Genomic DNA, 25,116 nt, shown 5'->3' with positions numbered 1-25,116 from the left:
GATCGTGCCTGTTGAATTGAACAAAACGGGAACAAAAATGTCAAGAGCGAGTTGACTCAGCGAGGAATGCCTTCCTATTTGTCAGCAGGCGGGGCGGTTGCTCACAAATCGAGGAGAGCCGCGATGGGCAGACGAAAAAGCCGGTTTGACAGGCTGTCGGCAAGGGATGCGGAGGCGCTCATCAGGGACGCTTTGAGCCTGCGCAGGACTGTGCAGTCGTCGCAGTTGCATCTCAAGGCGCATGGCGAGCTGTTCTGGCAGCTTTGCGGGCTTGTCGAGAAATTGCACGAGGTGCTGGCCAGCGTCGCGGAGAAGCAGCCCGATTATCGGATGGCGCACCTTGGCCTGCTTCCCCTCCCCGAGGATTACTCGACCCGGAAGTGACCCATGGCCGGGCCGATGGACAGCGTTGGGCGTGCCGCCAAGGCCAACATGCTGCTCATCGTGGAGTGCGGCCATTGCTACCATGTCGGACGCTTCAAGGCCAATGATGTCGCCCAGGTGGTGGGCTGGAACAAGCCGCTGGAAGCGATCAGGTTCAGGTGCAAGCGATGCAGCCGGAAGGACACGACGGTGAAGACGCAGTTCATCGACCAGGATCATCCGCCCAAGGGCTACATCTGGGTGCTGCAGAAGGTCAAGCGCTAGAACAATGAGCCTTGCGCCGGCGCCTGCTGCGGAAACTTGATCTGCGTCGCCGGTTTTTCGACGATCACCAGCGCATCACCGGGCGCCGGGCGCTGCAGGTGCCTTGCCTCCGACCACGGCGCGGTGAGCCATGTCTCGGTTTCTTCCGGCGTGGTCAGGATCACCGGCATTGCCTTTTCGTGGATCGGCGCGATCAGCGCGTTGGGCCTGGTCGTCATGAAGCCATAGACCTGGTGATCGGCGGGGCCGTCCTTGACCTTGCGAATGCCCTGCCAGCGCGTCCACAGGCCGGCGAAGAAGAACAGTGGGCGGTGCTCGCCGAGTGCAAACCAGTAGTTGCGCTGAATGCCGGTCTCGGGGTCCTTGTCGCCGGGCGTCGGGCTCGGCTCGGCGAAACTGGTGACGGGCACCACGCAGCGGTTCTCGATACCGAGATATTGCTGCCAATGGCCGTATTGCGGGTTGCGGATATTGGTGGTGCCGTAGTCGGCCTTGCCCTTGACCCGCTCCAGCGGCGTCGGCATGCCCCACAGCAGATTGGCCAATTCGCGTTCCCCGTCCGGCGCGTTCCGCACCACCGGGCCTGGCTGGTTGGGATAGATGTCGATGGAGGGTTCGAGATTGCCGAGGATGTCGCGCAAGGCGCGGGTCCACTGGCGGATGGCCTCCTGGCTGGTCGTGATGTTGTAGAGATTGCACATTCCGAGCCGTTCCCAAATGCTCAGGCATCTTGTTGGAAACGGCCCGGAATTTCCAGCGCTGTCCGCCCGGTTGCTGACACGGCCGGCCGTGTCAGCAATGGCTTTTCAATGAGACCTACCGCGCCGATTGTCTCATAGCTTGTGCGGCGACTGCCGCGAGGAAGGCTCTCGCCGCGGCATCGCACGCCGCTCGGGATGGGCCTTTGGCAAAGAGAAGAAGCTCGGCGGCTCGAATGTTGAGGCCGTGCTTGTTCGCGAATGTGGCTAGATCGTAGGGCTTGCTGTCGTACGGCTCGTTGTCGTAGTCGATCGTCAGATCGTAGTTTTCTCTCATTTTTCTTCCTCCCGTTAGCGATCTTCCCCCTCCTGTCGCTAACGCAAAGTTAACGTCGAGGGCGGCGAGCGAGTCCACCAATCAGGGATTGTATAAAACCGGTACCGTGCGAGGTTTTCTCGGAACCGAGGCCCTCAGCCGTCCAGCGCCTCGTGCTGGTAGAGCTCGTCCATGCTGAGCGTCGCCAGCGCCGCGAAGGGCGCCTGCTTTTGCACACGGCCGTGGCTCAGGATCACAACGTCGTCGCAGAACGAGATGGTGCTGCGGTGATGGCTGATAACGATGGTGGTACGGCGGCCGGCCCGCGACTTGAGCGTCTCGACGATCGCCGCTTCCGACAGGCCGTCGACTGCATTGGTGGCTTCGTCCAGGATGAGGATATCGGGATCGCGCACCAGGGCTCTGGCCAGTGCGATCCGCTGCCGCTGTCCCGCCGAGAGATTGACACCGCGGTAGCCGACGACCGTCCTGTAGCCCTGCGGCAGTTGCTCGATAAACCCATGCGCTTCGGCCAGTCTTGCGGCGCGCTCGGCGTCGGCGGTGGAGGCCGCGTCCTGCCCGTAGATTATGTTTTCAAAAATCGTGCCGTCGACCAGTTCCAGCTCCTGGCTGGCGAGCGCGATATGCTTTCGCCATTGGCTGGGGTCGATCCGGTCGAGAGGCGATCCATCGACGAGAATCCTGCCGCTATCCGGTTCGACGAAGCGGCACAGGAGATTGACGATCGTTGTCTTGCCCGCGCCCGACCGGCCAATCAGCGCGGTCGAGCGGCCGCTGCGGAGGTCGAAACTCGCCGCATGCAGCACCACCGCGCGCTGCTCCGAGCCGGAATAGGTAAAGGTAACGTCTTCGAACTTGATGCCTTGGCTGAGCCCGGGGAATGGCCTGTTGCCTTGCGGCGGCTGGGGCTTGTCGGACGGGTCCAGCATCCACGTCACCTCTTCCAGCGATCCGCTCAGGCCTTGCAGCTGGCTCCAGGCCATTTGCAAAGACCGCATATAGGGCTGCAGCCTATACAGCAGGATGACGAAGGCGACGATCAGCGGGAAGCTGACATTGGCGAACCAGGCGCCGATCACCACCGCCAGGAACAGCATGGCGTGCAGGACCTCGGTCAGCGGCGGCAACGCTCCCTGGCGCGTCAGCAGGACGAAGGCAGCCCGGCGCACCGCATCCGACGCCTGGTCGAATGCCGCCTTCTCGCGTTGCTCCTGGCCGAAAATGCGGATCAGCCGTCCGGCATGCACCAGATGCAGCATCTGCGATGCGAGCTGGCTGTTGCGGGAGGCGACGCTGCGGCTCGGCGCCTTCAGATTGGCCGACAGCATGGCGTGCGCGACCTGGACGAGGGCCAGCCCCAGCGTGACCAGCAGCGTCATCTGCCACGATAAAAGCAGCAGGAAAGCCAGAAGGATGATCGCGGCCGATGCATTGACGATTGCCCCCAACGTGATCTGGATGGCATCCGAGGCCCGCCAGGATTCGTTGGAGATGATGTTGAGCAGCCGTCCGGGGCTTTGCTGCAGGAAGAACGGGTAGCCCACCCGCAGCAGCTGCTCCGACAGCGCGCTGCGGATCGAATGGCTTGCCTTGCCGTAGATGAAGGTGGTCAGCAGCGTGTTGGCGAAGGCGAAAAGATTCTTCAGGAGGATGGAGCCGAGGATGGCGACCGAAATGACGATCAGCCGGTCGCGCTCGCTCAAGCTCGACCCGACATGCTGGAAGACGGCGGAAAAGCCGGCCATGCCGGTCTGCCCCTGCTGGCCCATGATTATGTTCAGCAACGGGATGATCAGGCCGATGCCGAAGCCTTCAAGCGCCGCGCTGAGCAGCCCGAGCACCACCACGGCAGGAAGCAGGCGCAACTGCTTTCTTCCAAGCGCGCGGCGCAGCATCGGCAGGCTAGGCGGCATTATTCGCATAGTGGCGGATCACCTCGCCTCGGCATTTGCCTGTTGCTCCTGTCGCATCTGCGCCGGCTGCGGCGATTTCGCCAGCAAAAGCACCGCGAATTTGGCTGCGCCGAGCAGATTCATGCCGACGATCGGCCAGTGCGACAGCTTGAGTTCATGGTCGAACGGGGGACCATTCACCAGTTCGCGGAAGGCCGCCCTCGTCGACCAGTAGAAATGCCGAAGCAGCCACGGTGCATGGCGAATATGCTTCAGGCAAAGCCCGCCATTGCCCATACTGTAGTCGCGGTGCAGCTTTTCGATGGCCTTGCGGTCGCGCCGGCCGTGATGGTGGTAAATCGTCATGTCCGGCACATACTCGACCGGGATGCCGAGCAGCACCGCCCGCACCAGATAATCCGTATCCTCCGCCGAGCGCAGCGGACCGCCGGCACCGAACCGTTCGTCGAAACGCCCGATGCGGGCGGCAACATCGCGGTGCATCGTCATGTTGCAGCCGAGCACGAAGCCGCCGGGATGGACATCGGGGGTAAGCCGCTCGCGCACCGGCGACCGTTTGATCGTGAACGGCAGGTCCCGGGGATCGCCGATCTCGACGCGCCCGCCCCTGATGACCCGTTCGCCGGCCGCATAGTGCCGCTGCAGATCGCGCAAATAATCCTTGTGGACTGCGCAATCATCGTCGACGAAGACCAGCACGCGGCCCCGCGCGCGCTCCAAGCCGGCATTGCGCGCAGCCGCCAGTCCGGGTCGTGGCTCACAAATAGCGGTGAGCGGGATGTCCGACAGTTCGGCGATGCTGGCCAGCCGTTCTGCCGTGCTGTCGGTCGAGCCGTTGTCGACAACCACCAGTTCGGCGGCAAAAGCGGTATGGGCGCGACAGGCGGCCTGAATCGACCTGATGCAGGGCTCGAGCACGGCGACGCGGTCGCGCGTGCAGACAATGAAGCTGACCGCCGGCGCCGGCCCGTGCTGCGGCCGGGGCGACATGGCCGCCGGCACCGTCGAGCGGCCGCGTTGCTGGAGCTGGTGCGATTTGACGAACATGCGCTGCTAGCTCAACTGGTTCGAAGGCAAAACCGCCGCGGCCGGCACGGATTGCAGATACCGTGACAAGGCATCGACCTGCCTGGTGATCGACATCGAGACGAGACTGAAACGCGGCGCGAAGGCACCGGTCCGAAACACGTACTGCTCGCGGCGCCGGATGAGTTTCCATTTCGCCGTCCGCGTCAGGAATTCGTGCATCAGCAACGGCTGCCTTTCCCCCGCTATGAGCTGGTAGAGGAAATAGAACAGGTTCAGCGTGCCGGCCTGATAGCTCGGCCTCGTCTCGGCCGGCAGCCCGGCTATCCTTTCTTCCAGCGCGAGGATCCATTCGGCGACACGGCGAACCGTGTCCATCGACAGGACCTCACCGATGGCGCGGAGGTCTTGCGTTTCTTCCGCGAGCCCTTCGCGCTCGAGGTTCTCGGCCACGATCTTCAAATGCGTCCTGCGCATTTCCCGCTTGTGCCTGTTGGTCACGCTGTCGTCATGGATACGATAGGCGATCAGGCTTTCGGGGATCATGGCTGCCGGATAACGATCGGTCAGCCGTCTGAACAGATCGAAATCCTCGGCGTGCTTGTAGCTTTCGTCATAGTATAGAACGCGGTCTTCGATGATCCTCCTGTTATATACCACCGTCGAATGCATGAAGATCGTGAAGAACATCGACAATACTCGCAGGATATTGTCCTGGAATACCGGGTCGGGCATACCCCTGACGATGCGGTTGCCAAGCAAGGTATCGAAGCTTGCGCCGCATAGAGCGAGGTCAGGCTGCTGGTTGAACAGCGCGACCTGACGCGACAGGCGCGAGGGATAGGCAATGTCGTCGGCGTCCATCCGGGCGACCAGATCGCCGCGGGCCACGGCCAAGCCTTCGTTCAGCGTTGCGATCAGGCCGCGGTTTTCGCGTGAGATGATCGAGATGCGGTTGTCGGCCTGGCGGTATTTCTGCAGGACCTGCAGCGAGTTGTCGGTCGAGCCGTCATCGATGGCGATGACCTCCAGGCGATCGTAATCCTGGCGCAGGATGCTGCCCAGCGCAGCGGCCAGATAAGGTCCCGCATTGTAGATCGGCAGCAGAACGGACACCAACGGCGCAGCCATGATCAGCCCCGATCGGTTCGTTGCAGATTGCGTGGCAAGCGTGATGTGCCATCAACCGGCGTACCCAGATACGCTCCTGCCGCGAGCCATCCGGCATTGGTCGTGTTGACGCCTGTCGGGAAGCCGGCGCGGCCGCTTCGAGCAACATAGGGGAAGTGGCGCTTCAGGCTGTTGAGCGGCTTTTCGAAAAGCAGCCACGAGACTGAAGCCAGCATGAGGGTCGCCGTTCCCGCCACCAGGAACCGCCCCGGCCCTTGCTCCGAGACGTTGAGCGGCACCCAAGGCTGCGACTTGACGACCAGCGCCAGCACTATGGGATGGTAGAGATAGACGCCGTAGCTGATGCGGCCAAAACCGAGTAGCGGCGGCAGTTCGAGAAGTTTTCCGGCGCGACCGCCAATGCCCGTCGAACAGCTTGCGACGATGACCACCAGCGGCGCGACAGGCAGGATCTGCAACAGCAGCCAGAGGCCCCATTCCTGCACGGGATTTGCCGGCGTCGGCGCAAACCACTGCAGAACGAAAAACGCCGCCGCGAGCCCCGGCCAGCCAACTCGAAGCCATTGCGGCAAGCCAGAAGCTCTTGACCGGTAGGCAGCAAGCAGCGCGCCTGACGCCAGTGCATCCATCGACGCCGGCGGCAGCAGGTCGCGCGCTAGGCTGGGCGTTCCAGCGATCGGCCAGTAAAAGCGATAGGCCAGCGACAACAGGATAACGCCGACGCAGATCGCCTCGAGGCGCCGGCGCGGCGCCAGCAAAACGATCAGCGGCCAGGCAATATAGAACTGCTCCTCGATGCTCAGGCTCCAGAAATGGCAGAGCAGCCAGGGCGTCCATTCATTCTGCGATGCGTACCAGAAATTCGACAGATAGAGCGCATGCCAGATCAGCGATCCCCTGGACTGCTCCAGGTCCACCAGCCAGACGAAACCCAACACGGCGAAATAGGGCGGGAATATCCGCAGCGCCCGCCTGATATAGAAGGATTTCAGCGCCGGCGCGGCTTCGAATTCGGCGGCCGAGCGGGCTTCCAGCAGCAGGCGGGTGATCAGAAAGCCGCTCAGCACGAAGAACAGGCGCACGCCGATATGGCCCCAGAACGAGGACCCTCCGGCCGCGAAGAAATGAGAGTACAGCACCATCGTCACGGCGATGGCCCTCAGCGCGTCCAATTGCGTGTCGCGCGCGTTTCCCATCAGCGGCGTGCGCCGGCGGGACGGCGAAACTGCCAATTGGTCAACATGGCGGCGTCGTTCACGGCGCATTCCAATCGGAAGCGCCCCCCTCAGGCAGAATAGGGCGAACATTGTGCAACGCAACACAAAAAGTTGACACATTTGAAACAGGCACGTGAGGCGTGGCTAATAAAGGCTCAAAAAACAGCAGGAAACAGCCTGAATTGTCCACTTTTGACGATTATCGCGCGCTGCCTGGCGCGCCGATATCGGCGGCAGATGTGCTGCGATGCAGCATACTCGCCGCCTTCACGGGCGCAAAATTCGTCTGGGGATAGGTTGGCCCAGCGGGCCCGCTGTTGCTGTGCCGGCTGCAACTCCGTTCGCGGCAGCGGTGGGTATGCGGTCGCGACCGACAGAGCCGGCGACAGAAAAGCCCCCGGAAGCGGCGTGTTGAAGCGGGACCCGCTTCGCGGCACCCACGCGAGCTTTCCGCCTCCGAGCGACATTACGCCTCCTTGCTCGCATTCGCGAGCACCACTGTGCGACGCTCCGGGAGCCCCATTCCAACGAGCGCGCCGGCGAGCGAGAGCAGAGCGGAGACGCCGATTGCTGACGCGAAGCCGTCGCTGAAGGCAGTTGTGGACTCGAAGCTTCCCGTCCCGGCGAACACCGCACCGGCGATGGCGATCCCTGACACGCCGCCGAGGAAGCGGAACGTGTTGAACGTGCCGGCAGCCTTGCCGACCTCCGGCCGCGCGACCGCATTGAGGACCGCGTTCTGCGCGGCAGGCATGGCCATCGATACGCCGGCGCCCGTAATGATCAGTGGGGCGACTAGCTGGATGTAGGGCAGATCAGGTGCTGCGATCTGCGCCAGCCAAGCCATTCCAGCCGCTTGCAGGATCAATCCGGCCACGACAAGCCAGCGCTCGCCGACGCGGTTGATCAGGCTGCCGGAGATCGGTGCGACCACGAAAAGCGTGGCAGTCCAGGGCAGCAATCCCATACCGGCGCCGAGCGGCCCACGGCTCTGGGCAAACTGCAGAAACTGCGGCAACAGGAACACGAGCCCGTACATGGCGGCGCAAAGCAGGAAGTTCGCGCCGACGCCCGAGGAGAATGCGCGTGCCCGAAAGAACCGCAAAGGCAGCATAGGCTCACGGGTACGCAACTGCCAAAGGACGAATGCGATGGCGAGAAGCAGCCCGGCAGTCAGCGCCGTCAGCACTTCAGAGCTGCTCCAGCCCACGATGTTGCCGCGCATCAGACCCCAGACCACTCCAAATGACGCCGCAGTTACCAGCACGACGCCGAGGACATCGATTGCCGTGCCCGGCCCGTAACTCTCCGGAATCCGACGCAGCACCAGCGGGATGAGAACGATGCCGACCGGGACATTAAGCCAGAAGATCCAGTGCCAGGAGAGGCCTTCGGAGATCGCACCGCCCGCCATCGGACCGATGATCAGGGCCAGGCCGGTGATGCTGCTGAAGATCCCCAGCGCCTTGCCTCGTTCCTCCGGGGGGAAAGCGACGCTCAGCAACGCCATGGCCAGCGGCATGACCATTGCGGCACCTGCGCCCTGAACCGCACGGGCCGCAATCAGCAATCCGGCACTACCAGCGAGCGCGCAGGCAACCGACGCTGCGACGAACAGCGCCAACCCGGCGACGAGCGTACGGCGGCGGCCGAACCTGTCACCGAGCGCTGCCCCGGTCATGAGCAAAACGGCAAAACTCAAATTGTAGGCGTTCATCGTCCATTGCAGCGTCTCCAGCGAGGCATCGAGCTCGATCCGCATCGTACTCAATGCGGTCGCGACGACCATCGCATCGAGAACGACCATCAAAGAGCCTATCGACGTGAGGGCGAGAACCCAGACCTTCGTTGATCCCGCACTTTGCTTGCTCATGATTGTAGCGCCTCCGGATTAGACAGAGGGCCCGGTAGTTCACGAGCCCACGTTCCAGAGACGCGTAGGGACCATCAAAGGATTCCAGCTAAAGAAAGTTTTTTCGACCGAATCCTTTTGCCATCGTCGAGCGTCTACAAGACGCTTCGCCCGATGACGGGCGCGTCTGCCCTGGGAGATACGCTTGAAATCGATCCTTGTGCGATGACCGGATCCGCAACCGGCACGCCGGAAGGACGGGAGCCATTTGACCGGCTGCTCGGCGAATTGCGGCCGAAACTGCACCGCTATTGTGCCCGCATGACCGGTTCGGTGATCGATGCCGAGGATGTCGTCCAAGAAGCTACGGTCAAGGCCCTCGAGGCGTTCCCCGGGACCGGGCCGATAGCCAATGTCGAGGGCTGGCTGTTCCGCATCGCGCACAATGCCGCGCTCGACCATCTACGCCGTCGTGCCAGGTTGGATGCCGCGCATGTCGTTGAGGATATCGATATGATACCTGACCCCGGTATGTCGGCCGAGAGTCGTCACACTGCAGCCGCAAGCCTGCAAACCTTTATGCGCCTGCCCGCCGCGCAGCGTAGCAGCGTCATCCTTATGGATGTGCTCGGCTATACGATCGAAGAAATCGGCAACATTATCGACAGCAGCGTTCCGGCGGTGAAAGCCGCACTCCATCGCGGCCGTCTGCGCCTGCGCGAGGTCGCCGGCGAGCCTGACGACCGGCCTGTGCCGGTGTTGGCCGAGCCCGAGCGGGCGCGTCTGGCAGAATACGTGGAGCGGTTCAACGCCCGCGACTTCGATACCATCCGCGACATGCTGGCCGACGACGTGCGGCTTGACCTCGTCAACCGGCTCCGGGCGAGTGGCCGCACAAATGTGGGCCGGTACTTCCACAATTACGCGGGTATCCACGATTGGCGGCTGCTTCCAGGCCTGGTCGATCGGCACCCAGCCATTCTTGTGATCGATCCGGATGACTCGGCCGGAGGGCCAAAATACTTTATCCTGCTGGAATGGGCGGACGACAGATTGGTGAGAATTCGCGATTTCCGCTATGCGCGCTACACGCTTGATGGCGCCGAGGTGGTGCCTCTGCGAGCGTAGCAATTCTCTTTTCAGAATATCGAACCGAGCACTGGCCAGACCGCTTCCCGGGACCGCACCAGCTATTTTGGATCGCGACCGCTTGCCTCCAAGCGGCCGCCCTTTTTCGCCGATCCTGCTTTAAGCCGGTTGCAACTCCCTGCGCGGCAGCGGCGGGAAGGCGATCGCAATCGCCATCGCGCCAAGCCCGACAAGGGCCGAGCCGATGAACAGCCAGGAATAGCTGGCATAGGCATCGAACACCATGCCGCCGGCGAGCGGGCCGAAAGCCATGCCGAGGCTGGACAGCATGGTTACGGCACCGAACACCGTGCCGAGGATGCGCTGGCCGAAATATTCGCGCGCCAGCACCGCATAGAGCGGCATGACGCCGCCATAGGTGGCGCCGAAGATGACGGCGAGCGTGTAGAATTGACCAAGCTCACTGACCGCAAGATAGGCTGCGATGACCACGGCCTGTATGGCCAGCCCGGTGATCAGCACCGGCTTGACGCCCAGCCGATCGGCGAGCACGCCGTAAAGGAGCCGGCCACCCAGCCCTGCCAAGCCCTCGATGCTGTAGATGCTGACCGCCGCCATCGGGGCTATGCCGCACAGCATCGCATAGCTCACCATATGGAAGATTGGCCCCGAATGCGCGGCGCAGCAGGCAAAGAAGGTCAGTCCCAACACGATGAATTGCGGCGAGCGCAGCGCCTGCGGGACCGTCATGCCGGCACCCTCCGCTGCAACGCTTGGGGTGGCGCCGTCAGCAGCGGGCTTGGGCGGCTGGCGCACCAGCAAGGCGGCTGGTAGAAGCAGCACCCACGCCGTGATGCCGATGTCGAACATCGCGGTGCGCCAGTCATAGGCCGAAATCAGCCAGCGCGCGAAGGGCGAAATGGTCATTGGCGCCACGCCCATGCCGGCCGAGACCAGTGAGACGGCAAGGCTGCGGTTCTTGTCGAACCAGGCGGAGGTCAGCGCGATCATCGGCGCGAAGAAGGCGCTTGCCGCGAGGCCGACGAGCACGCCATAGGTCAATTGGAAAACGAGCAGCGAGCCGGTGCGGCTGGCCAGGACCAGCGCCAGGCCGAGCAGCACGGCGCCAACCATGACGACGATGCGGGCGCCGAAGCGATCGTAAATGGCGCCCCAGGCGAAGCCGCCGAGGCCCATCACCAGGAAGTTCAGCGTCATCGCACTCGATATGCCGGCGCGCGACCATTGTGTGTCGAGCGCCATCGGTTCGAGGAAGATCGCCAGCGAGAACATCGCCCCGAGGGCGACACAGGTCATCAGCGCGCCAGCCGCGACGATAACCCAACGATAGGGAAGGCTCATTTCACTTTTCTCCCGTGCCGGAAGCGTTGATACGGCACGACCTTTTCGAGCTTCGCCGAGCCGCTTGCGTCCGAAGGACGTTGGAGATGTTTTGAATCCGACAATCCGGTTGCATTTTTTATCCAGTCGGCGCGACGGCGCGGGTCCACGGCTTTGCTGCCCATTCCACGGCTTTGCTGGATTGACCGCGCACCATTCGAAGCGAGATTTCCAACCGGCGATCAGGAGCTGTCAAGCATGGCAAATCAGGAACTTCATCGCGGCCGTCTCATCGACCACCTCCAACTGGTGGTCAGGGATCTTGCGGCCAGCCGCCGTTTCTATGAGGCGGTTCTCAACGTGCTCGGCATACCGATTGGTGGCGCCGGCGATGATTATTTCTGGGCCGACGAGCTGTTCGTCTCCAGCCCCGACAGCCGGGCGGCCAGGGGACAGCTGACCGGCCGCCATCACCTGGCCTTCCAGGCAAAGGACCGCGCCATGGTCGACGCATTCTACAGGGCCGGCCTTGGTGCCGGCGGCACCGACAATGGCGCGCCGGGCGAACGATCCTACCATCCCGGCTATTACGCCGCCTTCCTGCTCGACCCCGACGGCAATAACATCGAGGCCGTCCATCACGGCCCGGCCAACCGCAGCGCCGATTCAGTGAAGATCACCTTCTAGCTTTGGGTAAGGGTGGTTCGCTGCGCAGAAGCCGGCACGGTTGGTCTCTGCCAGAAGCTGGGTGTTGCGTCATAGACCATGCGTCTGCGCTATCGCATCAGCATCGCCATTTGGCCCGCAAGGAAGTCGACGAACAGCCGCGCGCGGACCGGCAATTGCCTGCCGAACGCATGGACGATGTGAACCGGCATGGTCGGCATCGCCACCTCGGGCAGAATGCGGACCAGCCGGCCGGCGTCGAGATCGTCCTGCACGGCAAACCGCATCAGATGCGCGATGCCGGCGCCGGCAAGTGCTGCATTGCGGATGGCGCCGCCATCATCGGTGTCGAGCCGCCCATCCGGCACAATCATGGTGCCGTCGGCAAAGGTGACGGGATAGGGCCGGCCGGCCATCTGGTAGCGGATGAAGTCATGGTTTGCCAGATCCTCGATCGAAGCCGGACGGCCGCGCCGTTCGACATAGGCGGGCGAGGCCACCAGCACGATCGGCAGATTGGCGATCTTGCGCGCGACGAGCCCAGTGTCTGAGAGCGGTCCCATGCGCACGGCAACGTCATAGCCTTCGCGGATCAGATCGGCGTGGCGGTCGGTGACGCTGAGCTCAAGTTTCACTTCGCCATGTTGCGAAAGGAACGCTTGCGCCCATGCGGCGATCAGGCCGCGACCGAGTTCGACCGGCGCTGTAACGCGCAGCAGGCCGCGCGCCGTATCGGCCATCTGGACGATGTCTTCGGCATCGTCCAGCGCCCTGAGCAGCGGCGCCACCCGCTCGTAATAGGCGATGCCTTCGCTGGTCAGCCCGAGCCGGCGCGTCGAGCGCTGGATCAGCCTGACGCCGAGCCGGCGCTCGAGCCGCGCCACACTTTTCGATACCGCCGACGGGCTGGAGCCGACCAGCCGGCTGGCGGCGTGAAACGAGCCGGCGTCGACCGTGCGCACGAAGGCGACGAGGCCGGCGGTCTTTTCGAGGATCGTGGTCATTACGGAATTCCAGGCACGAAAGAATGGATCAGGCCGATCCTAATACGCTTTTTGATCGTCATTAAATACCGCTCATCATCGATAATCGATAGAGGAGAGATTTGATGAGCAAGCTGAACGGCAAGGTCGCCATCGTCACTGGCGCCTCCAAGGGCATCGGCGCCGCCATCGCCAAAGGTTTTGCAGCGGCTGGTGCCGCCGTGGTGGTCAATTATGCCTCTTCGCGAGAAGGCGCCGAGCGGATCGTCGCCGAGATCGAGGACCGTGGCGGCCGCGCCGTCGCCGTCCAGGGCGACGTATCGCAAGCGGCCGACGTGCGTCGTCTTTTCGAAGCGGCAAAATCGGAGTTTGGCGGGCTCGACATACTGGTCAACAATGCCGGCGTCTTCGCATTCGAGCCGCTGGAAGCGGTGACCGAGGCCGAGTTCCACCGCGAGTTCGACATCAATGTGCTGGGTATCATCCTGACCATCCGGGAAGCGGTGAAGCATTTCGGCCCGGGCGGCGGCAGCATCATCAACATCAGCTCGATCGCCAGCCGCAATCCGCAGCCGAACTCGCTCGTCTACGCCGCCACCAAGGGCGCGGTGGACACGATCACGCTGTCGATGTCGAGAGAACTCGGCGCCCGCAATATCCGCGTCAACGCCATCGCGCCCGGTGGCGTCGACACCGAAGGCCTCGAGCGCATCGGCATCGTCGGCAGCGACTTCGAAAAGCAGATCATCGCCATGACCCCGCTCGGCCGCTTCGGCCAGCCCGACGACGTCGCCGGCGTCGCGGTGTTCCTCGCCTCCGACGACGCGTCATGGCTGACCGGCGAGCGCATCACCGCCTCGGGCGGCTGGCGATAAGCGTAGAGGGCGCGGACCTGCCGTTTCACGCACCATGCCACACGCAGCGCGACGTCGATGAAACACTGCAATCGATGACGAGAGCGATCTAAGCCCTATGTTGCTGCGAGGGAGGAGCGCGGTGCGGTATCGATGACGGCGAGAAGCTAGGGAGGTAAGGATGACGGGCGACGAAAGAGCAATCCGAAAGCTGGTCGAGACGTGGATGGATGCGAGCAAGCGTGGAGACATCGCGACCGTCCTCAGCTTGATGACGGACGACGCTATCTTCATGGTTCCCGGCCGGGATCCCTTCGACAAGGAGATCTTCGCGGCAGCCGCGCAGGAGACGGCCGACGTTCATATCGACGGCACGAGCGATATCGTGGAACTACAGCTTCTCGGCAGTTGGGCCTTCATCCGCAGCCGCATCGACATGACCGCGACCCCGCCGAATGGCGAGCCGGTCCATCGATCGGGATATGCGCTGACGCTCCTGCGCAAGGAGGCGGATGGTGAGTGGCGGCTCGCGCGCGACGCAAACCTGCTGACCCTGCAAGGCTAGAGCCGGTCTCCGGCATCTCTGCATCGGAAGGCGCGCCAGGGGAGCGACCAGGGGGGAGCGATAAGATGGCGAAGATGCGATGCAGGTCGCCCTGAACAGCGTTCCGCTCCTCTACCCGATCACACCGGCAAAAGCGCGTTCGGCTTGACATCGGCGATGGAGGCGAAAGTGTGCGTTTCGCGCACGCCGGGCAGTGGCAGGATGACCCGCTGCAGGAAATCCTGGAACACCGCCATATCGGCGATCCGCGCCTTGACCAGATAATCGAAACCGCCAACCACCATATGGCACTCCAGAACCTCCGGAGCTTTCGCCACGGCTTCGGCGAAGCGGTCAAAGACATGCGGCGCCGTGTGGTCAAGCCGGACCTCGATGAACACCAGCGTTCCCCGGCCGACCTTGCGCGGATCAAGCACGGCCCTGACCGCGGTGATGAACCCGTCGCGGAACAGGCGCTTCACCCGCTGGCTGGTTCCGGTCGGCGACAGCCCGATACGGCCGGCAAGATCAAGCGTCGTCCGGCGCCCGTCTTCCTGCAGCAGCCGGAGCAGGCTGCGGTCTATCTGGTCGAGGTCGCCCATTTCACAATCCACGCTATCTTGGAGATTTGTGTGCTGATTTCACGCAGAGATGCCAAAATCAACGTATTTCATCACATAAAACCTCGCAATAGCCTGCGCTTCCCTCACCCACTCAAAACGTGGTGAGCCGATTTCGACGAACACAGGAGTGCAGGATGACCAAGGAAGCGTTCAGCCCAGCCGGCAAGAGTGCGGCGGAAATCAGCAAGGGAGCGACCGAGATCCTGGCGCTGAGCGAAGCCGACGTGATGGCGTGCATCGACCTCAGCCAGCTTCTCGATGTTCTGGAGGAGGGCTTCAAGGCGCTGTCACAAGGCAAAGTCGTCAATCCACCCCGACCACAACTCGACATCCCCGAGGCCGGCTACAGCCTCGCCATGCCGGCCTGGATGGAGGGGATGAATTTGACAGTCAAGATCGTCAACGTCTTCGAAAGCAACCTAGCCAAGAACTTGCCCAGCCACCTCGCCACCATCAGCCTGTTCGATCCGCTGTCCGGCCTGCCGGTGTGTATCATGGACGGCACATTCATAACCGCAGTGCGAACCTCCGGCTCCGCCGTGCTGTCGGTGCGCGCGCTTGCCCGCCGGGATGCCAGGACAGCGACAGTGGTCGGCGCCGGCGTGCAGGCCAACCAGCATCTGCATCTGTTGCCCTTGGTGCGCGATTTTGCCGAAATCCGTGTCGCTTCGAAGAGCTTCGACGATGCGGCAGCACTTGCCCGGCTGCATCCGTCGGTGGTGGCGGTCGCCGACCTCGAGACGGCAGTGCGCAGTTCCGACGTGGTGTGCCTGGCGACCCACTCCTACCAGCCGGTGATCGACGCAGGCTGGGTCCAGCCGGGCACGCATGTCTCCTCGGTCGGGGTGGCGCCGCCCGGCGGTGAAATGCCGATCGAGCTCATCGGCAAATCCAGTCTTTTTGTCGAAACCAAGGATGCATTCAAACGGACCCCGGTCGGTTCTTGCGAGCTTGCCGGCTTCGACCGGGATTTCGGCACCGAGCTTGGCGCCATGCTGCTCGACCGCGCGCCGGGCCGCGTTTCGGATCAACAGATCACCACCTACAAGGCGATGGGCATTGCGATGGAAGACATGGTCGCTGCCGACCTCGCCTATCGTTGCGCCCGGCGTCTGCGCAAGGGAAAGCTCATCGTGCTGTAGGCGCGCGCCGCGCGCCAGGCGGGATCGACGTTGCTGACAAAGGCGCTTTCGCGCAAGCGGCCGGGCTAAAGGCCGCCCCCTCAGGCCGGCTCGCGCTTCAGCGCCTGCGCCATGCAGTGAATGCCGCCGCCGGTCTTCGAGATCTCGCTCATGTCGATGGCCGCCACCTCGAAGCCGCGCGCCTTGAGCTGACCGATCAGCGTCTGGCTCGAGGTCGGCGCGATCACCCGGTCCTTGCCCAGCGACATGAAGTTGCAGCCGAGCGCCATCGTGTCCTGGAACGGCACGTCGATGATTTCGTGGCCCTTGCCCTTCAGCCAGTCGACGATGGCCGGCTCCGTGCAGGCGAGGCAGACAGCGGTCAGTTTTTCAGCGATCGGCACCACCATCAGGTCGATATGGACATAATATTCGTCGATGAAGGCGATGCGGGTCTCCCAGCCCTCCTTGTCGAACCAGGCCTGCACTTGGCGCGCGCCCTCCTCCTGCGTGCGGGCGCCACCGCAGCCGATCAGCACGACGCCGTCCTCGATGACGTTGAAGTCGCCGCCCTCGAACGTGCCCGCGGTGACCATGTCGTAGATCGGGATGCCGAGCTTCTCATAGGTGCGGATCGCCGCGTAGTTCTCGCCGCGCCGCCACCACTGGGCCATGGCGGTGATGATGGCGCCATACGGCGTCATGACGCTGGAATCGCGCGAGTAGACCTGCATCGGCAGTTCCGGCGTCGGCTCGTGCCAGTGGATGTTGACACCGAAATGCTCATAGGCGGCGACCAGATCCTTGTGCTGCGCTTGCGCGATCTGGACGTTGCATGGCGCTTCGCGCAGATGCTTGCGCGACAGCGAGCTGGTCGAGAGATGGCGCAGGAAATTCGGCGAGCCGAGCAGCACGTCGGTCAGGACATCGGTTTCGTTGGCGAAACCCCAGGCGGTCAGCGGCTTGGTGCCGCCGGCCGGGTTACGGCGCTGCAGCGAAAACGGCTCAGTGACGATGCGATCATGGACGGTCATGGGGTTCTCCTGGTGAAGGGTGGCCTTGGTTGATCATGTGGCTTGGTTGCTTGGTATCCACCAATCCCGTCCGCGCGGGGTGGTGATGTATTCCGGCCAGCGAAATCCAATCGGCGGCTCGTAGTCGCAGAGCGGCGCGATCCAGTTCGCGCCGCCAATGCCGCCGCCGGTGCGGCTGATGAATTCATCCGTCGCCGCATCGCGCGCGGCCTGGTCTTCCAGCAGGCGAAGTGCCGCCAGCGCGACCGTCTTTGCCGCGCAGGTGACCATCGGATCGATGGTGGCAGAAATGCCGCCCAGCGCATTCATCGCCCAGGACGGATAGGCGTGGCCGTTCTCGGATCGCAGCGCCGGCCGGGCGACGTAGAACCGCGCCGTCGGCGTCTGCCACGACATGTCGGTGTAATCGTCGGAGGTCGAATTCAGCTGCGATGGCGGCAAGTCACGGCGCAGGATCGCCTCGGCATCCTGCGGTGCAATCAGCCGCTCCAGTTCGTCGATGAACGGCTCGTCGGTGGCCGTGCCGCCGGCATTGACCTGGATTTCGCGGGCGATCGCCTTGGCCGTCTCGTCCCAGCGCGGCGGCCCGACCGCCGACAGCGCCTCATAGGCAATATCAGCCATAGCGTGGTTGGCGAGCCCCGGCCGCGACTTCGACATCCAGTGCCGCTCATGGCGGCAGCCGCCCATCTTGGCTGCGGCTTCGGCATTGCGGTCGAGCGTGGCGGTGACCTGCTCGGCCATCGCCAAGGTCGGCACGCGGATCATGTACTGGATCTCGGCCAATCCGGCCGGCAGATTATCGGCGGTCGCCTGCCCCGCCGTCAGGATCGCCTCGCTGATCGACCAGCCGCCCTGATGCGGCAACATGGAATCGCGTAGCGCCTTGGAGGCCATGTACATCATCATGAGCGCGTCGTTAGCGCCGGGCGCCCTGACCGCCGAATGCGCCTGCGGGATGGGCGCTGCGTCGCCTGCCGCCCTCGCCCAGTTCTGAGGCTCGTCGCAGATGAAGCGGTAGATCATCGCATAGGCCGCGCCGCAATGCGTGTCCCAGCGCGCCGTGTTGCACAGCGGCAGCATGTAAAAGGGATGGAAGGAGATCATGCCCGCCAGCCCATCGTAATAGCCCTTCGCGGCATGGATCGGCTTCGATCCCCTCACCTTCTCCGCCGGCTCGCCGGTGAAGCGCAGCGTGCCTGATACGCCGTGGCGCTGCATCGCCGCCTTGGTCGCCAGCAGCCCGCCGAGGCTGGCAATGCCGAGCCCGGAATGCGGATCGGTGTGGCCGCCGGCCTGTTCGCCGAGGCCCGGACGCGGTCGCTTCACCGTCGCCGCATCCTGGCAATTGCCAGGCACCGCGTCGTATTCGGCATATAGGCCGATTGTCGGGCCGGTCCCGTTGGTCCAATGGGCGCAGAAGGCGGTCGGCATGCCGCCGGAGCCTTCTTCGACCGAAAAGCCCTCATCCTTCAGGCGCTCGACATACCAGGCGGCGGACTGGTACTCGCGCCAGGCGGTCTCGCCGAAATCGAAGATCGTCCGCGTCCACGCCGACAGCGACGGCTGGATGTCGTCCAGACAGGCAAGCGCGGTCGCTTGCGCCGAGGTCACCGGTATCTCCATCCGTCAAAGAAAGCAGTGAAGCGCCTCGCCAAAAAGTGATATGTTTTTCCGGCTCATGCAAATTCGGTTCACCTCTTGAGAATTCCCTCGACGCAGGCGCTGCGCGCTCTCGACAGTTTTGCCCGCCACGGCAGCGTCTGGCGCGCCGCTGACGAACTGCATCTGACCCGCAGTGCGGTCAGTCATCAATTGCGCCTGCTCGAACGCGATCTCGGCTTCGACCTGCTCGAGCGCATCGGCAAGGGCGTGGCGCTCACCCCCCGCGGCCAGCGCTACGCCAGCGACGTGCGCAAGGCACTGACGGTGCTGGGCGACGCGGTGACGCGCCATGCCGGCACCGGCATCGGCGGCTCATTTAGTGTCAGTTGTACGCCGGGCTTCGCCTCGCTGTTCCTGTGCACCCATATCGGCGAGTTCCGGCAGATGTACCCCGACGTCGCGCTGCGCATCCTGACGCCACGGCGCCTCGACGATGTCAGCAACGCCGAGGCCGACGCCTTCATCGCCTTCGGCGTCGGCAACTGGCCGAACCGCGCGGTCGAGCTGCTGTGCGAGATTTCCTTCACGCCGCTGTGCAGCCCGACGCTGCTCAACAAGATCGGCGGCTTCTCCAAACCGGCAGACGTGCTGCGCGCCAATCTCCTGCATCTCGGCGATACCGAGGACTGGGCGCGCTGGCTGGCCCTGTCCAAGGTCGAGAACCCCGACGCTGAAGGCGGCATCTTCTTTTCCGACATGAACCTGGTCTTTTCGGCCGCGATCGCCGGCCAGGGCATCGCCATGGGCGACGAGCTGACCAGTCGCCGGGCGCTGAGCGAAGGCCGGCTGGTGCGTCCCTTCGACATCGCGATCAATTCGCCGCGCTCGTATTTCCTCGTCTCGGAACATGCCAAGGCGGCGCATCCGGTGCTAGAGGCGTTTGGGCGGTGGTTAAGGTCGAAGCTGTCGGAGAACAGGGAGCGCTAATCTCCCCCCTTGAGGGGGGAGATGGCCGCGAAGCGGCCAGAGGGGGTCGGTCCGACCGGGCTCGGCCTGCTGCTGCAGAGATTGCCGCTCCACGCGAGGCGACCCCCTCTGTCGCCTTCGGCGACATCTCCCCCTCAAGGGGGGAGATGTCGCCATAGATGAATCAAATTTGCCGGTCGGGCGAAAACTATTCGGTTGCGGTGAACCTATCCCCTGCCCTACGATTTCGCCTACGCTAAGGAAAGGGCAGGATGCAGCAACCCGGCCGGGCCGCAGAGATCAAGGCAATCGGGATCGGCAAGAGCTTCGGCTCGTTCCGTGCGCTGGACGATCTGACGCTCGATATCGGCCGTGGCGAGTTCCTGACCCTGCTCGGCCCCTCCGGTTCCGGCAAGACCACCTTCCTGATGATCCTTGCCGGTTTCGTTGAGCCGACCGACGGTCGCCTTTTTAGCGACGGCATCGACATCACCGACCGCCCGGCCGAGCAGCGTGCCGCCGGCATGGTGTTCCAGGGCTACGCGCTGTTCCCGCATATGAGCGTCGAGGCCAACATCGCCTTCCCGCTCAAGGTTCGCAAGAAATCGTCGGCCGAGATCAAGCGCCGCGTCGGCGAAATGATCGAGCGCGTCGGGCTGAAGGGCCACGAGAAAAAACTGCCGGCGCAGCTTTCCGGCGGCCAGCAGCAGCGCGTGGCGCTGGCGCGTGCTCTGGTTTTCGAGCCGGGCGTGCTGCTGCTCGATGAGCCGTTCTCGGCGCTCGACAAGGGCCTGCGCGGCCAGATGCAGGCCGAGATGAAGCGGCTGCACCAGGAGACCGGCACCACCTTCGTCTTCGTCACCCATGACCAGAGCGAGGCGCTGGCGTTGTCATCTCGCGTCGCCATCTTCAACCATGGCAAATTGCTGCAGGTCGGCGCGCCGGACGAGGTCTACGACCGGCCGGACAACCGCTTCGTCGCCGAGTTCCTTGGCGAGATCAACATGCTGCCGCTGAAGGGCGTGCGCCCGGCCGACAATGGCTCGACGGGCCTCTGCGAAGACCGCGCGATCAGCATGCGCTGCAAGGCCGAGAAGGTCCGTGGCGACGCCATCCTGGCGATCCGGCCGGAATATATGTCGATCGCCCGCGAAGCCGCCGCAGGCGAGAACGGCATTGCCGCGACTGCCGTCGCCTCGACCTATCTCGGCGCTGCAACGCGGCTCGATCTGACGACGCGCCAAGGCGCCAAGGTGACGGTCTCGGTGCCGAACGAGGTCGCCGCCTCTGCCCTCAGCAAGGGCAATTCCGTCTGGCTGACCTGGCCGGCGGAGAAAGGCTTCCTCCTTCCGGATGGAGGACAATGACGATCGGCGACGATCGGCGTGGCGAATTCGCCAAGCTGACTTTCAGGAAATACCAACGAAAAAAGGGGAACTGACATGACAAACCAAACCAAGAAAAATTCCATCGAGGCGCTGTCGGCCAGGGCAGTGCGCGGCGAGATCTCGCGCCGGCAGTTCACGCAACTAGCCGCACTGGTGCTGGCCGGCACGCCGATGCTGCTGCGCTCGACCGGCGCCTTTGCCGCGGCGAAGGAACTGGTGCTGGTCAACTGGGGCGGCGACGCCATCACCGCCTACGATGCGGCTTACGGCCAGGCCTTCACCAAGGAGACCGGCATCACCGTCAAGATGGACGGCTCCGGCCCGACCGAAGGCGCGATCGCGGCGCAGTTCAAGAGCGGCGCGCCGACCTGGGACCTGGTCGACGTCGATCCGTTCTCGGCCATCACGCTCGGCGCCCAAGGCATGCTCGAGCCGATCGACTATTCGATCGTCGACAAGAAGAAGATGCGGCCGGGCTTCGGCTGGGAATACGCCGCCTCGACCTATTTCTTCTCCTACGTCATCGCCTACGATGCCGAGAAATACGGCAGCCAGGCACCGACCGGCATGGCCGACTTCTTCGACGTGGCGAAATTCCCCGGCAAGCGCTCGCTCTACAAATGGGGCGTGTCGAGCTGGGAAGCGGCACTGCTCGCCGACGGCATCGCGCCGGCCTCGCTCTACCCGCTCGACCTCAAGCGCGCGCATGACAAGATCGCCGCCTTCAAGGAAAACGTCGTCGCCTATTGGGGTGGCGGCGCCGAAAGCCAGAGCGTGCTGCTCAACGGCGAGGCCTCGATGGCGATCGTCTGGTCGACGCGGGCTTCGCTCATCGAGCAGGATTCCGGCGGCAAGATCAAGTTCATCTGGGACCAGGGCCTGATCTCGCCCGGCGCACTGGCCGTGCTCAAGGGCAATCCCGGCGGCAAGGACGCGGCGATGAAGTTCATTGCCAGCGCCCAGGATCCGCAAAAGCAGCTCGTGATGTTCGAAAAGCTCGGCCAGGGCCCGGCGAACCCGGCCGCCGACGCGCTGATCCCCGCCGACAAGAAGCGCATCAATCCGGTCGATCCCGAGAACATGAAGAAGCAGATCCCGCTCGACATGGATTGGTACGCCAAGAACTACGGGGCGGCACTCGACGAATACACGAAGATCATCTCCGCCTGACAAGCCGGGATAACCGGGGGCGAGATGAGAGCATACCTCTCCGACAGAATGGGCGCGGCGCTGTTGATGGCGCCGCTGCTCCTCTTTCTTGTCCTGGCCTATGCCTGGCCATTCCTCGGCGTGGTCAAATGGAGCTTCACCCTGCCCACACCGGGGCTGGGGCAGTACAATGCGCTACTCACGGATCAGTTGGTGCAGTCGGTCTTCATCCGCACGCTGCGCATCGCGGCGATCGTCACCGTCGTTTCGGTTGCCGGCGCCTACGCCATCACCGTTGTCTGGGTGCGCGGCACGCCGGCGCAGCGCGTCGTGGCCGAGTTCTGCATCCTGGTGCCGTTCTGGATCTCGGTGCTGACGCGCGCCTTCGGCTGGGTGGCGCTTTTGTCCAATCGCGGCCTGATCAACACCTGGCTGCAGGCGATCGGCTTCATCTCAGAGCCGCTGGCGCTGGTGCGCAACGAGTTTGGCGTCATTGTCGGCATGACGCATTTCCTCATCCCCTTCGCCGTGTTTCCGCTGGCGTCTTCCATGCGCAGCCTCGACGACCGCGTGCTGCTCGCGGCGCGCGGCCTCGGCTCCAGCCGCATGCGCACCTTCTGGTCGGTGTTCGTGCCGATGACCCGCTCCGGCATCATCGGCTCGGCGCTGATCGTCTTCGTCTTTTCGCTCGGCTTCTTCGTCACGCCGGCGATCCTCGGCGGCGGCCGCAGCGTGATGGTCGCCGAGCTGATCTATCTCCGCATCTTCCAGAGCCCGGACTGGGGCCTGGGCGCCGCAATCAGCGTTGTGCTGGTGCTGTTCGTCGGCGCGCTGATGGCGCTGCTGTTCCGCTACGTGCGGCCGAAACAAATGGTGTAGCGCGATGCCGACCTACCGCCCCGGTCCCGTCTCGCTGGTCCTCGCCGCCCTCGTCGCGCTGTTCCTGCTGCTGCCGCTGCTTGCCGTCATCCCGGTGTCGCTGACGCCGAGCCGCATGCTGGCGATGCCGTCGGGCGAGCTGTCGCTGCGCCACTACCGGGCGCTGATCGAGGATCCGCGCTGGATCGCCTCGATCCTGCTCAGCATCAGGATCGGCGTCGTCAGCAGCGCCTTTTCTACCGTGCTGGCGCTCTGCTTCAGCCTCGGCGTCTGGATGTTCCAGCCGCGCTTCACTACAGCACTTGTCGGTTTCGTGCTGCTGCCGATGGTGGTGCCGCCAGTGGTTTCGGCAATCACGCTCTACTTCCTGCTGACCTCGATCTCTGGCGTCAGCTCGTTCTTCGGCTATGACACCTGGCTCGGTGTCGCCATGGCGCATGCGGTGATGACCGTGCCCTTCGCCACGGTGCTGATCCTGGTGTCGCTCAGCCAGCTCGACCGCCGCATCGACCTCGCCGCGCGCGGCCTCGGCGCGACGGTGTGGGAGCGCGCCACCCGCATCATCATGCCCAACATCAAGTTCGGCATCGTCACCGCAGCGTTGTTGTCGTTCGTGCTCTCCTGGGAAGAGATCGGCGTCACGCTGTTCATCACCTCGGTCAACGCCATCACCCTGCCGCGCCTGATGTGGATGGGCCTGCGCGACAACATCGACCCGGCGATCGCCGCGCTCTCGGTGATCCTGATCGTCATCACGGTTCTGGTGCTTGTGGCGCGCAGCGTCGTCGTCAGGCTGCGCGAGACGCAGTAAACGCCGCCTCACGCCGTGGTGACTGGCGCAAATGAAACCTTGCGCTACGATTTTCGTTATAAGTGGTTCAACACGTCGAAGGCTCCGCCATGAACCAGGGATGGTTTTCCAAGCCGGTTGCGGTTGCGGTCGGCATCGTGGGAGATATCCGCAATATTTCCAACGCACGGCAGGCTGTCGAGTTGCTGACAGCCCACTGGCGTGACGCCGGCAGCGCCAAACACGGGTTGGCACTGCGCGCATGCCGCCGCGCCACAAGCGACGACCGCTGGACTGAAGCCGCCAGGGACGCGTTCGTCGAGGCCGCGCGGGAGGCGCATGTTCTGGTCGAGCGAGCCGTCGAACCGGAGGACCGGTCCCGGCAGGCGGAGCCGTGATCGATTTGTGAGAGCGTCGGTGGTATTTCCCTGCCTTTCGTCACCGGCCCTGCCTTTCCTTACCGGCAATGTGAGGCCCGGAACCCGACGTCCAGGCCGACAATGCTTCCCGTTCGGCGGACTTATTGCGTTTCAGGCAGCATGCAGCCTCGGGATGGCGCTGACGTCGACCTCGCGCTCCGCATGCCAGGCATCATAGGCAGCCTGCATCCTGAGCCAGATCGCGGCGCCGTCGCCGAACATCTTTCCAAGACGGGCGGCGACAGCCGGCGACACCGGCTTCTTTTCGCGGATGATATCATAAAGCTGCTGGCGCGAGATTCCGAGCAGATTGGCGATTTCCACCTTGGTCTTTCCGGTTGCCGGGATAATGTCGTCAAGCAGCGCTCCAGGGTGGGATGGGCAACGCTCCATCGGACGCATCGGCTCATACACGCTCATAAATCGCCTTCTCCAATCTGGCCGCCTCAATGGTACTGTTCGAAATCGACGCGGGCGGCATCATTGGCGTCGAATTCGAATGTGATGCACCACGGCCCGTTGACATGCACCGTGTAGCGGATCGGGTTGAAGCCCTTCAAAGCGTGGAAGTCGAAGCCGGGCAGGCCCATGTCATCACGCCTTTCCGAGACTTCCAAACGGTCAAGCCGAACGAGGATGCGCTTATGCATCTTGGCGTCGATCTTTCCGGACTTTCCGGTTTGAAAGAGATCCGCCAGCGCCTTGTGCTTGAACGACTTTATCATGCATTATGTAAGCACATAGCTTACGCACGTCAACTAGGTGTAAGCAAATAGTTTACAGAGCAGTTCAGGCCTATCAAAGGCAATGATCGCGCCCATGGACGCCGGGCCGGATCGGGCG

Annotated in this window: 28 protein-coding genes; 13 read left to right on the top strand and 15 right to left on the bottom strand. The window is 63.6% G+C overall.

Features of this window, described 5'->3' with window-relative positions; translation table 11 throughout:
- The first annotated feature begins 123 nt into the window (after positions 1-123).
- Entirely contained in the window at positions 124-384 is a 261-nt protein-coding gene (locus NKJ94_RS07190) for a hypothetical protein (RefSeq protein WP_352523922.1), read from the top strand.
- 3 nt (positions 385-387) lie between these two features.
- Positions 388-648, top strand: coding sequence for a hypothetical protein (locus tag NKJ94_RS07185; RefSeq protein ID WP_352523921.1), 261 nt, complete (start codon positions 388-390; stop codon positions 646-648).
- Here NKJ94_RS07185 and NKJ94_RS07180 read toward each other — a convergent pair.
- The 7 genes from NKJ94_RS07180 to NKJ94_RS07150 all read right to left on the bottom strand — a co-directional run bounded on the left by NKJ94_RS07180 (position 645) and on the right by NKJ94_RS07150 (position 8,843).
- A complete protein-coding gene (locus NKJ94_RS07180; protein ID WP_352523920.1) occupies positions 645-1,349 on the bottom strand; it encodes an SOS response-associated peptidase in 705 nt (234 codons plus the stop codon). The genes NKJ94_RS07185 and NKJ94_RS07180 overlap by 4 nt on opposite strands.
- Positions 1,350-1,464: 115 nt before the next feature.
- The gene (locus NKJ94_RS07175; protein WP_352523919.1) at positions 1,465-1,683 is read right to left on the bottom strand and encodes a hypothetical protein; all 219 of its coding nucleotides are present in this window, start codon (positions 1,681-1,683) and stop codon (positions 1,465-1,467) included.
- A gap of 134 nt (positions 1,684-1,817) precedes the next feature.
- On the bottom strand, positions 1,818-3,605 hold the full coding sequence (locus NKJ94_RS07170; RefSeq protein WP_352523917.1) for an ABC transporter ATP-binding protein: 1,788 nt from the start codon (positions 3,603-3,605) through the stop codon (positions 1,818-1,820).
- A 9-nt stretch (positions 3,606-3,614) separates the two neighbouring features.
- A complete protein-coding gene (locus NKJ94_RS07165) occupies positions 3,615-4,643 on the bottom strand; it encodes a glycosyltransferase family 2 protein (protein ID WP_502896172.1) in 1,029 nt (342 codons plus the stop codon).
- A 6-nt stretch (positions 4,644-4,649) separates the two neighbouring features.
- Positions 4,650-5,753: a glycosyltransferase family 2 protein gene (locus NKJ94_RS07160; RefSeq protein ID WP_352523915.1), complete on the bottom strand. Its 1,104-nt coding sequence runs from the start codon at positions 5,751-5,753 to the stop codon at positions 4,650-4,652.
- A gap of 2 nt (positions 5,754-5,755) precedes the next feature.
- A complete protein-coding gene (locus tag NKJ94_RS07155; RefSeq protein WP_352523913.1) occupies positions 5,756-6,949 on the bottom strand; it encodes an acyltransferase family protein in 1,194 nt (397 codons plus the stop codon).
- A 487-nt stretch (positions 6,950-7,436) separates the two neighbouring features.
- Entirely contained in the window at positions 7,437-8,843 is a 1,407-nt protein-coding gene (locus NKJ94_RS07150) for an MFS transporter (protein ID WP_352523912.1), read from the bottom strand.
- Between the two features lie 204 nt (positions 8,844-9,047).
- On the opposite strand from NKJ94_RS07150, the gene NKJ94_RS07145 reads away from it, so the two are divergent.
- Positions 9,048-9,950: a sigma-70 family RNA polymerase sigma factor gene (locus NKJ94_RS07145; RefSeq protein ID WP_352524200.1), complete on the top strand. Its 903-nt coding sequence runs from the start codon at positions 9,048-9,050 to the stop codon at positions 9,948-9,950.
- Positions 9,951-10,070: 120 nt separating this feature from the next.
- Here the strand turns inward: NKJ94_RS07145 and NKJ94_RS07140 are convergent, their stop codons facing one another.
- Positions 10,071-11,273: an MFS transporter gene (locus NKJ94_RS07140; protein ID WP_352523910.1), complete on the bottom strand. Its 1,203-nt coding sequence runs from the start codon at positions 11,271-11,273 to the stop codon at positions 10,071-10,073.
- Positions 11,270-11,437, bottom strand: coding sequence for a hypothetical protein (locus NKJ94_RS07135; protein ID WP_352523908.1), 168 nt, complete (start codon positions 11,435-11,437; stop codon positions 11,270-11,272). Before NKJ94_RS07135 ends, NKJ94_RS07140 begins: the two co-directional genes overlap by 4 nt.
- Before the next feature lie 73 nt (positions 11,438-11,510).
- Between NKJ94_RS07135 and NKJ94_RS07130 the strand changes: the two genes are divergently transcribed.
- On the top strand, positions 11,511-11,939 hold the full coding sequence (locus tag NKJ94_RS07130; protein ID WP_352523907.1) for a VOC family protein: 429 nt from the start codon (positions 11,511-11,513) through the stop codon (positions 11,937-11,939).
- Between the two features lie 89 nt (positions 11,940-12,028).
- On the opposite strand, the gene NKJ94_RS07125 is transcribed toward NKJ94_RS07130, so the two are convergent.
- The gene (locus NKJ94_RS07125; RefSeq protein ID WP_352523905.1) at positions 12,029-12,922 is read right to left on the bottom strand and encodes a LysR family transcriptional regulator; all 894 of its coding nucleotides are present in this window, start codon (positions 12,920-12,922) and stop codon (positions 12,029-12,031) included.
- Positions 12,923-13,026: 104 nt separating this feature from the next.
- Here NKJ94_RS07125 and NKJ94_RS07120 point away from each other — a divergent pair, with 104 nt between their 5' ends.
- Together NKJ94_RS07120 and NKJ94_RS07115 are read left to right on the top strand one after the other, a co-directional pair.
- Positions 13,027-13,776, top strand: a complete 750-nt coding sequence (locus NKJ94_RS07120) for a glucose 1-dehydrogenase (protein WP_352523904.1) — start codon at positions 13,027-13,029, stop codon at positions 13,774-13,776.
- Between the two features lie 160 nt (positions 13,777-13,936).
- On the top strand, positions 13,937-14,320 hold the full coding sequence (locus NKJ94_RS07115; protein ID WP_352523902.1) for a YybH family protein: 384 nt from the start codon (positions 13,937-13,939) through the stop codon (positions 14,318-14,320).
- A 119-nt stretch (positions 14,321-14,439) separates the two neighbouring features.
- Here the strand turns inward: NKJ94_RS07115 and NKJ94_RS07110 are convergent, their stop codons facing one another.
- On the bottom strand, positions 14,440-14,901 hold the full coding sequence (locus tag NKJ94_RS07110; RefSeq protein WP_352523900.1) for an Lrp/AsnC family transcriptional regulator: 462 nt from the start codon (positions 14,899-14,901) through the stop codon (positions 14,440-14,442).
- A 155-nt stretch (positions 14,902-15,056) separates the two neighbouring features.
- On the opposite strand from NKJ94_RS07110, the gene NKJ94_RS07105 reads away from it, so the two are divergent.
- A complete protein-coding gene (locus NKJ94_RS07105) occupies positions 15,057-16,064 on the top strand; it encodes an ornithine cyclodeaminase family protein (RefSeq protein WP_352523899.1) in 1,008 nt (335 codons plus the stop codon).
- Positions 16,065-16,144: 80 nt separating this feature from the next.
- Here the strand turns inward: NKJ94_RS07105 and NKJ94_RS07100 are convergent, their stop codons facing one another.
- Complete coding sequence (locus NKJ94_RS07100; protein ID WP_352523897.1) at positions 16,145-17,077, bottom strand: dimethylarginine dimethylaminohydrolase family protein; 933 nt, start codon at positions 17,075-17,077, stop codon at positions 16,145-16,147.
- 33 nt (positions 17,078-17,110) lie between these two features.
- Positions 17,111-18,703: a zinc-binding metallopeptidase family protein gene (locus NKJ94_RS07095; RefSeq protein ID WP_352523895.1), complete on the bottom strand. Its 1,593-nt coding sequence runs from the start codon at positions 18,701-18,703 to the stop codon at positions 17,111-17,113.
- A 75-nt stretch (positions 18,704-18,778) separates the two neighbouring features.
- Between NKJ94_RS07095 and NKJ94_RS07090 the strand changes: the two genes are divergently transcribed.
- From NKJ94_RS07090 to NKJ94_RS07065, 6 genes are all read left to right on the top strand, one after another.
- Positions 18,779-19,669 (top strand): LysR substrate-binding domain-containing protein, encoded by an 891-nt coding sequence (locus tag NKJ94_RS07090; RefSeq protein ID WP_352523894.1) that lies wholly within the window; start codon positions 18,779-18,781, stop codon positions 19,667-19,669.
- 251 nt (positions 19,670-19,920) lie between these two features.
- Entirely contained in the window at positions 19,921-21,015 is a 1,095-nt protein-coding gene (locus NKJ94_RS07085) for an ABC transporter ATP-binding protein (RefSeq protein WP_352523893.1), read from the top strand.
- A 75-nt stretch (positions 21,016-21,090) separates the two neighbouring features.
- Positions 21,091-22,206, top strand: coding sequence for an ABC transporter substrate-binding protein (locus NKJ94_RS07080; RefSeq protein WP_352523891.1), 1,116 nt, complete (start codon positions 21,091-21,093; stop codon positions 22,204-22,206).
- A 24-nt stretch (positions 22,207-22,230) separates the two neighbouring features.
- The gene (locus tag NKJ94_RS07075) at positions 22,231-23,064 is read left to right on the top strand and encodes an ABC transporter permease (protein ID WP_352523890.1); all 834 of its coding nucleotides are present in this window, start codon (positions 22,231-22,233) and stop codon (positions 23,062-23,064) included.
- A gap of 4 nt (positions 23,065-23,068) precedes the next feature.
- Positions 23,069-23,875, top strand: coding sequence for an ABC transporter permease (locus NKJ94_RS07070; RefSeq protein WP_352523889.1), 807 nt, complete (start codon positions 23,069-23,071; stop codon positions 23,873-23,875).
- Positions 23,876-23,964: 89 nt separating this feature from the next.
- Entirely contained in the window at positions 23,965-24,252 is a 288-nt protein-coding gene (locus NKJ94_RS07065; protein ID WP_352523888.1) for a DUF982 domain-containing protein, read from the top strand.
- A 132-nt stretch (positions 24,253-24,384) separates the two neighbouring features.
- Here the strand turns inward: NKJ94_RS07065 and NKJ94_RS07060 are convergent, their stop codons facing one another.
- The gene (locus tag NKJ94_RS07060; RefSeq protein ID WP_352455430.1) at positions 24,385-24,693 is read right to left on the bottom strand and encodes a HigA family addiction module antitoxin; all 309 of its coding nucleotides are present in this window, start codon (positions 24,691-24,693) and stop codon (positions 24,385-24,387) included.
- A gap of 26 nt (positions 24,694-24,719) precedes the next feature.
- Entirely contained in the window at positions 24,720-24,998 is a 279-nt protein-coding gene (locus NKJ94_RS07055; protein WP_352523887.1) for a type II toxin-antitoxin system RelE/ParE family toxin, read from the bottom strand.
- Between the last annotated feature and the right edge of the window lie 118 nt (positions 24,999-25,116).

It is taken from the genome of Mesorhizobium sp. M0060 (assembly GCF_040323155.1).
Taxonomy (GTDB): Bacteria; Pseudomonadota; Alphaproteobacteria; order Rhizobiales; family Rhizobiaceae; genus Mesorhizobium.
The sequence above is the reverse complement of the archived record's forward strand: the minus strand, read 5'-3'. Positions and strand labels throughout refer to the sequence as shown.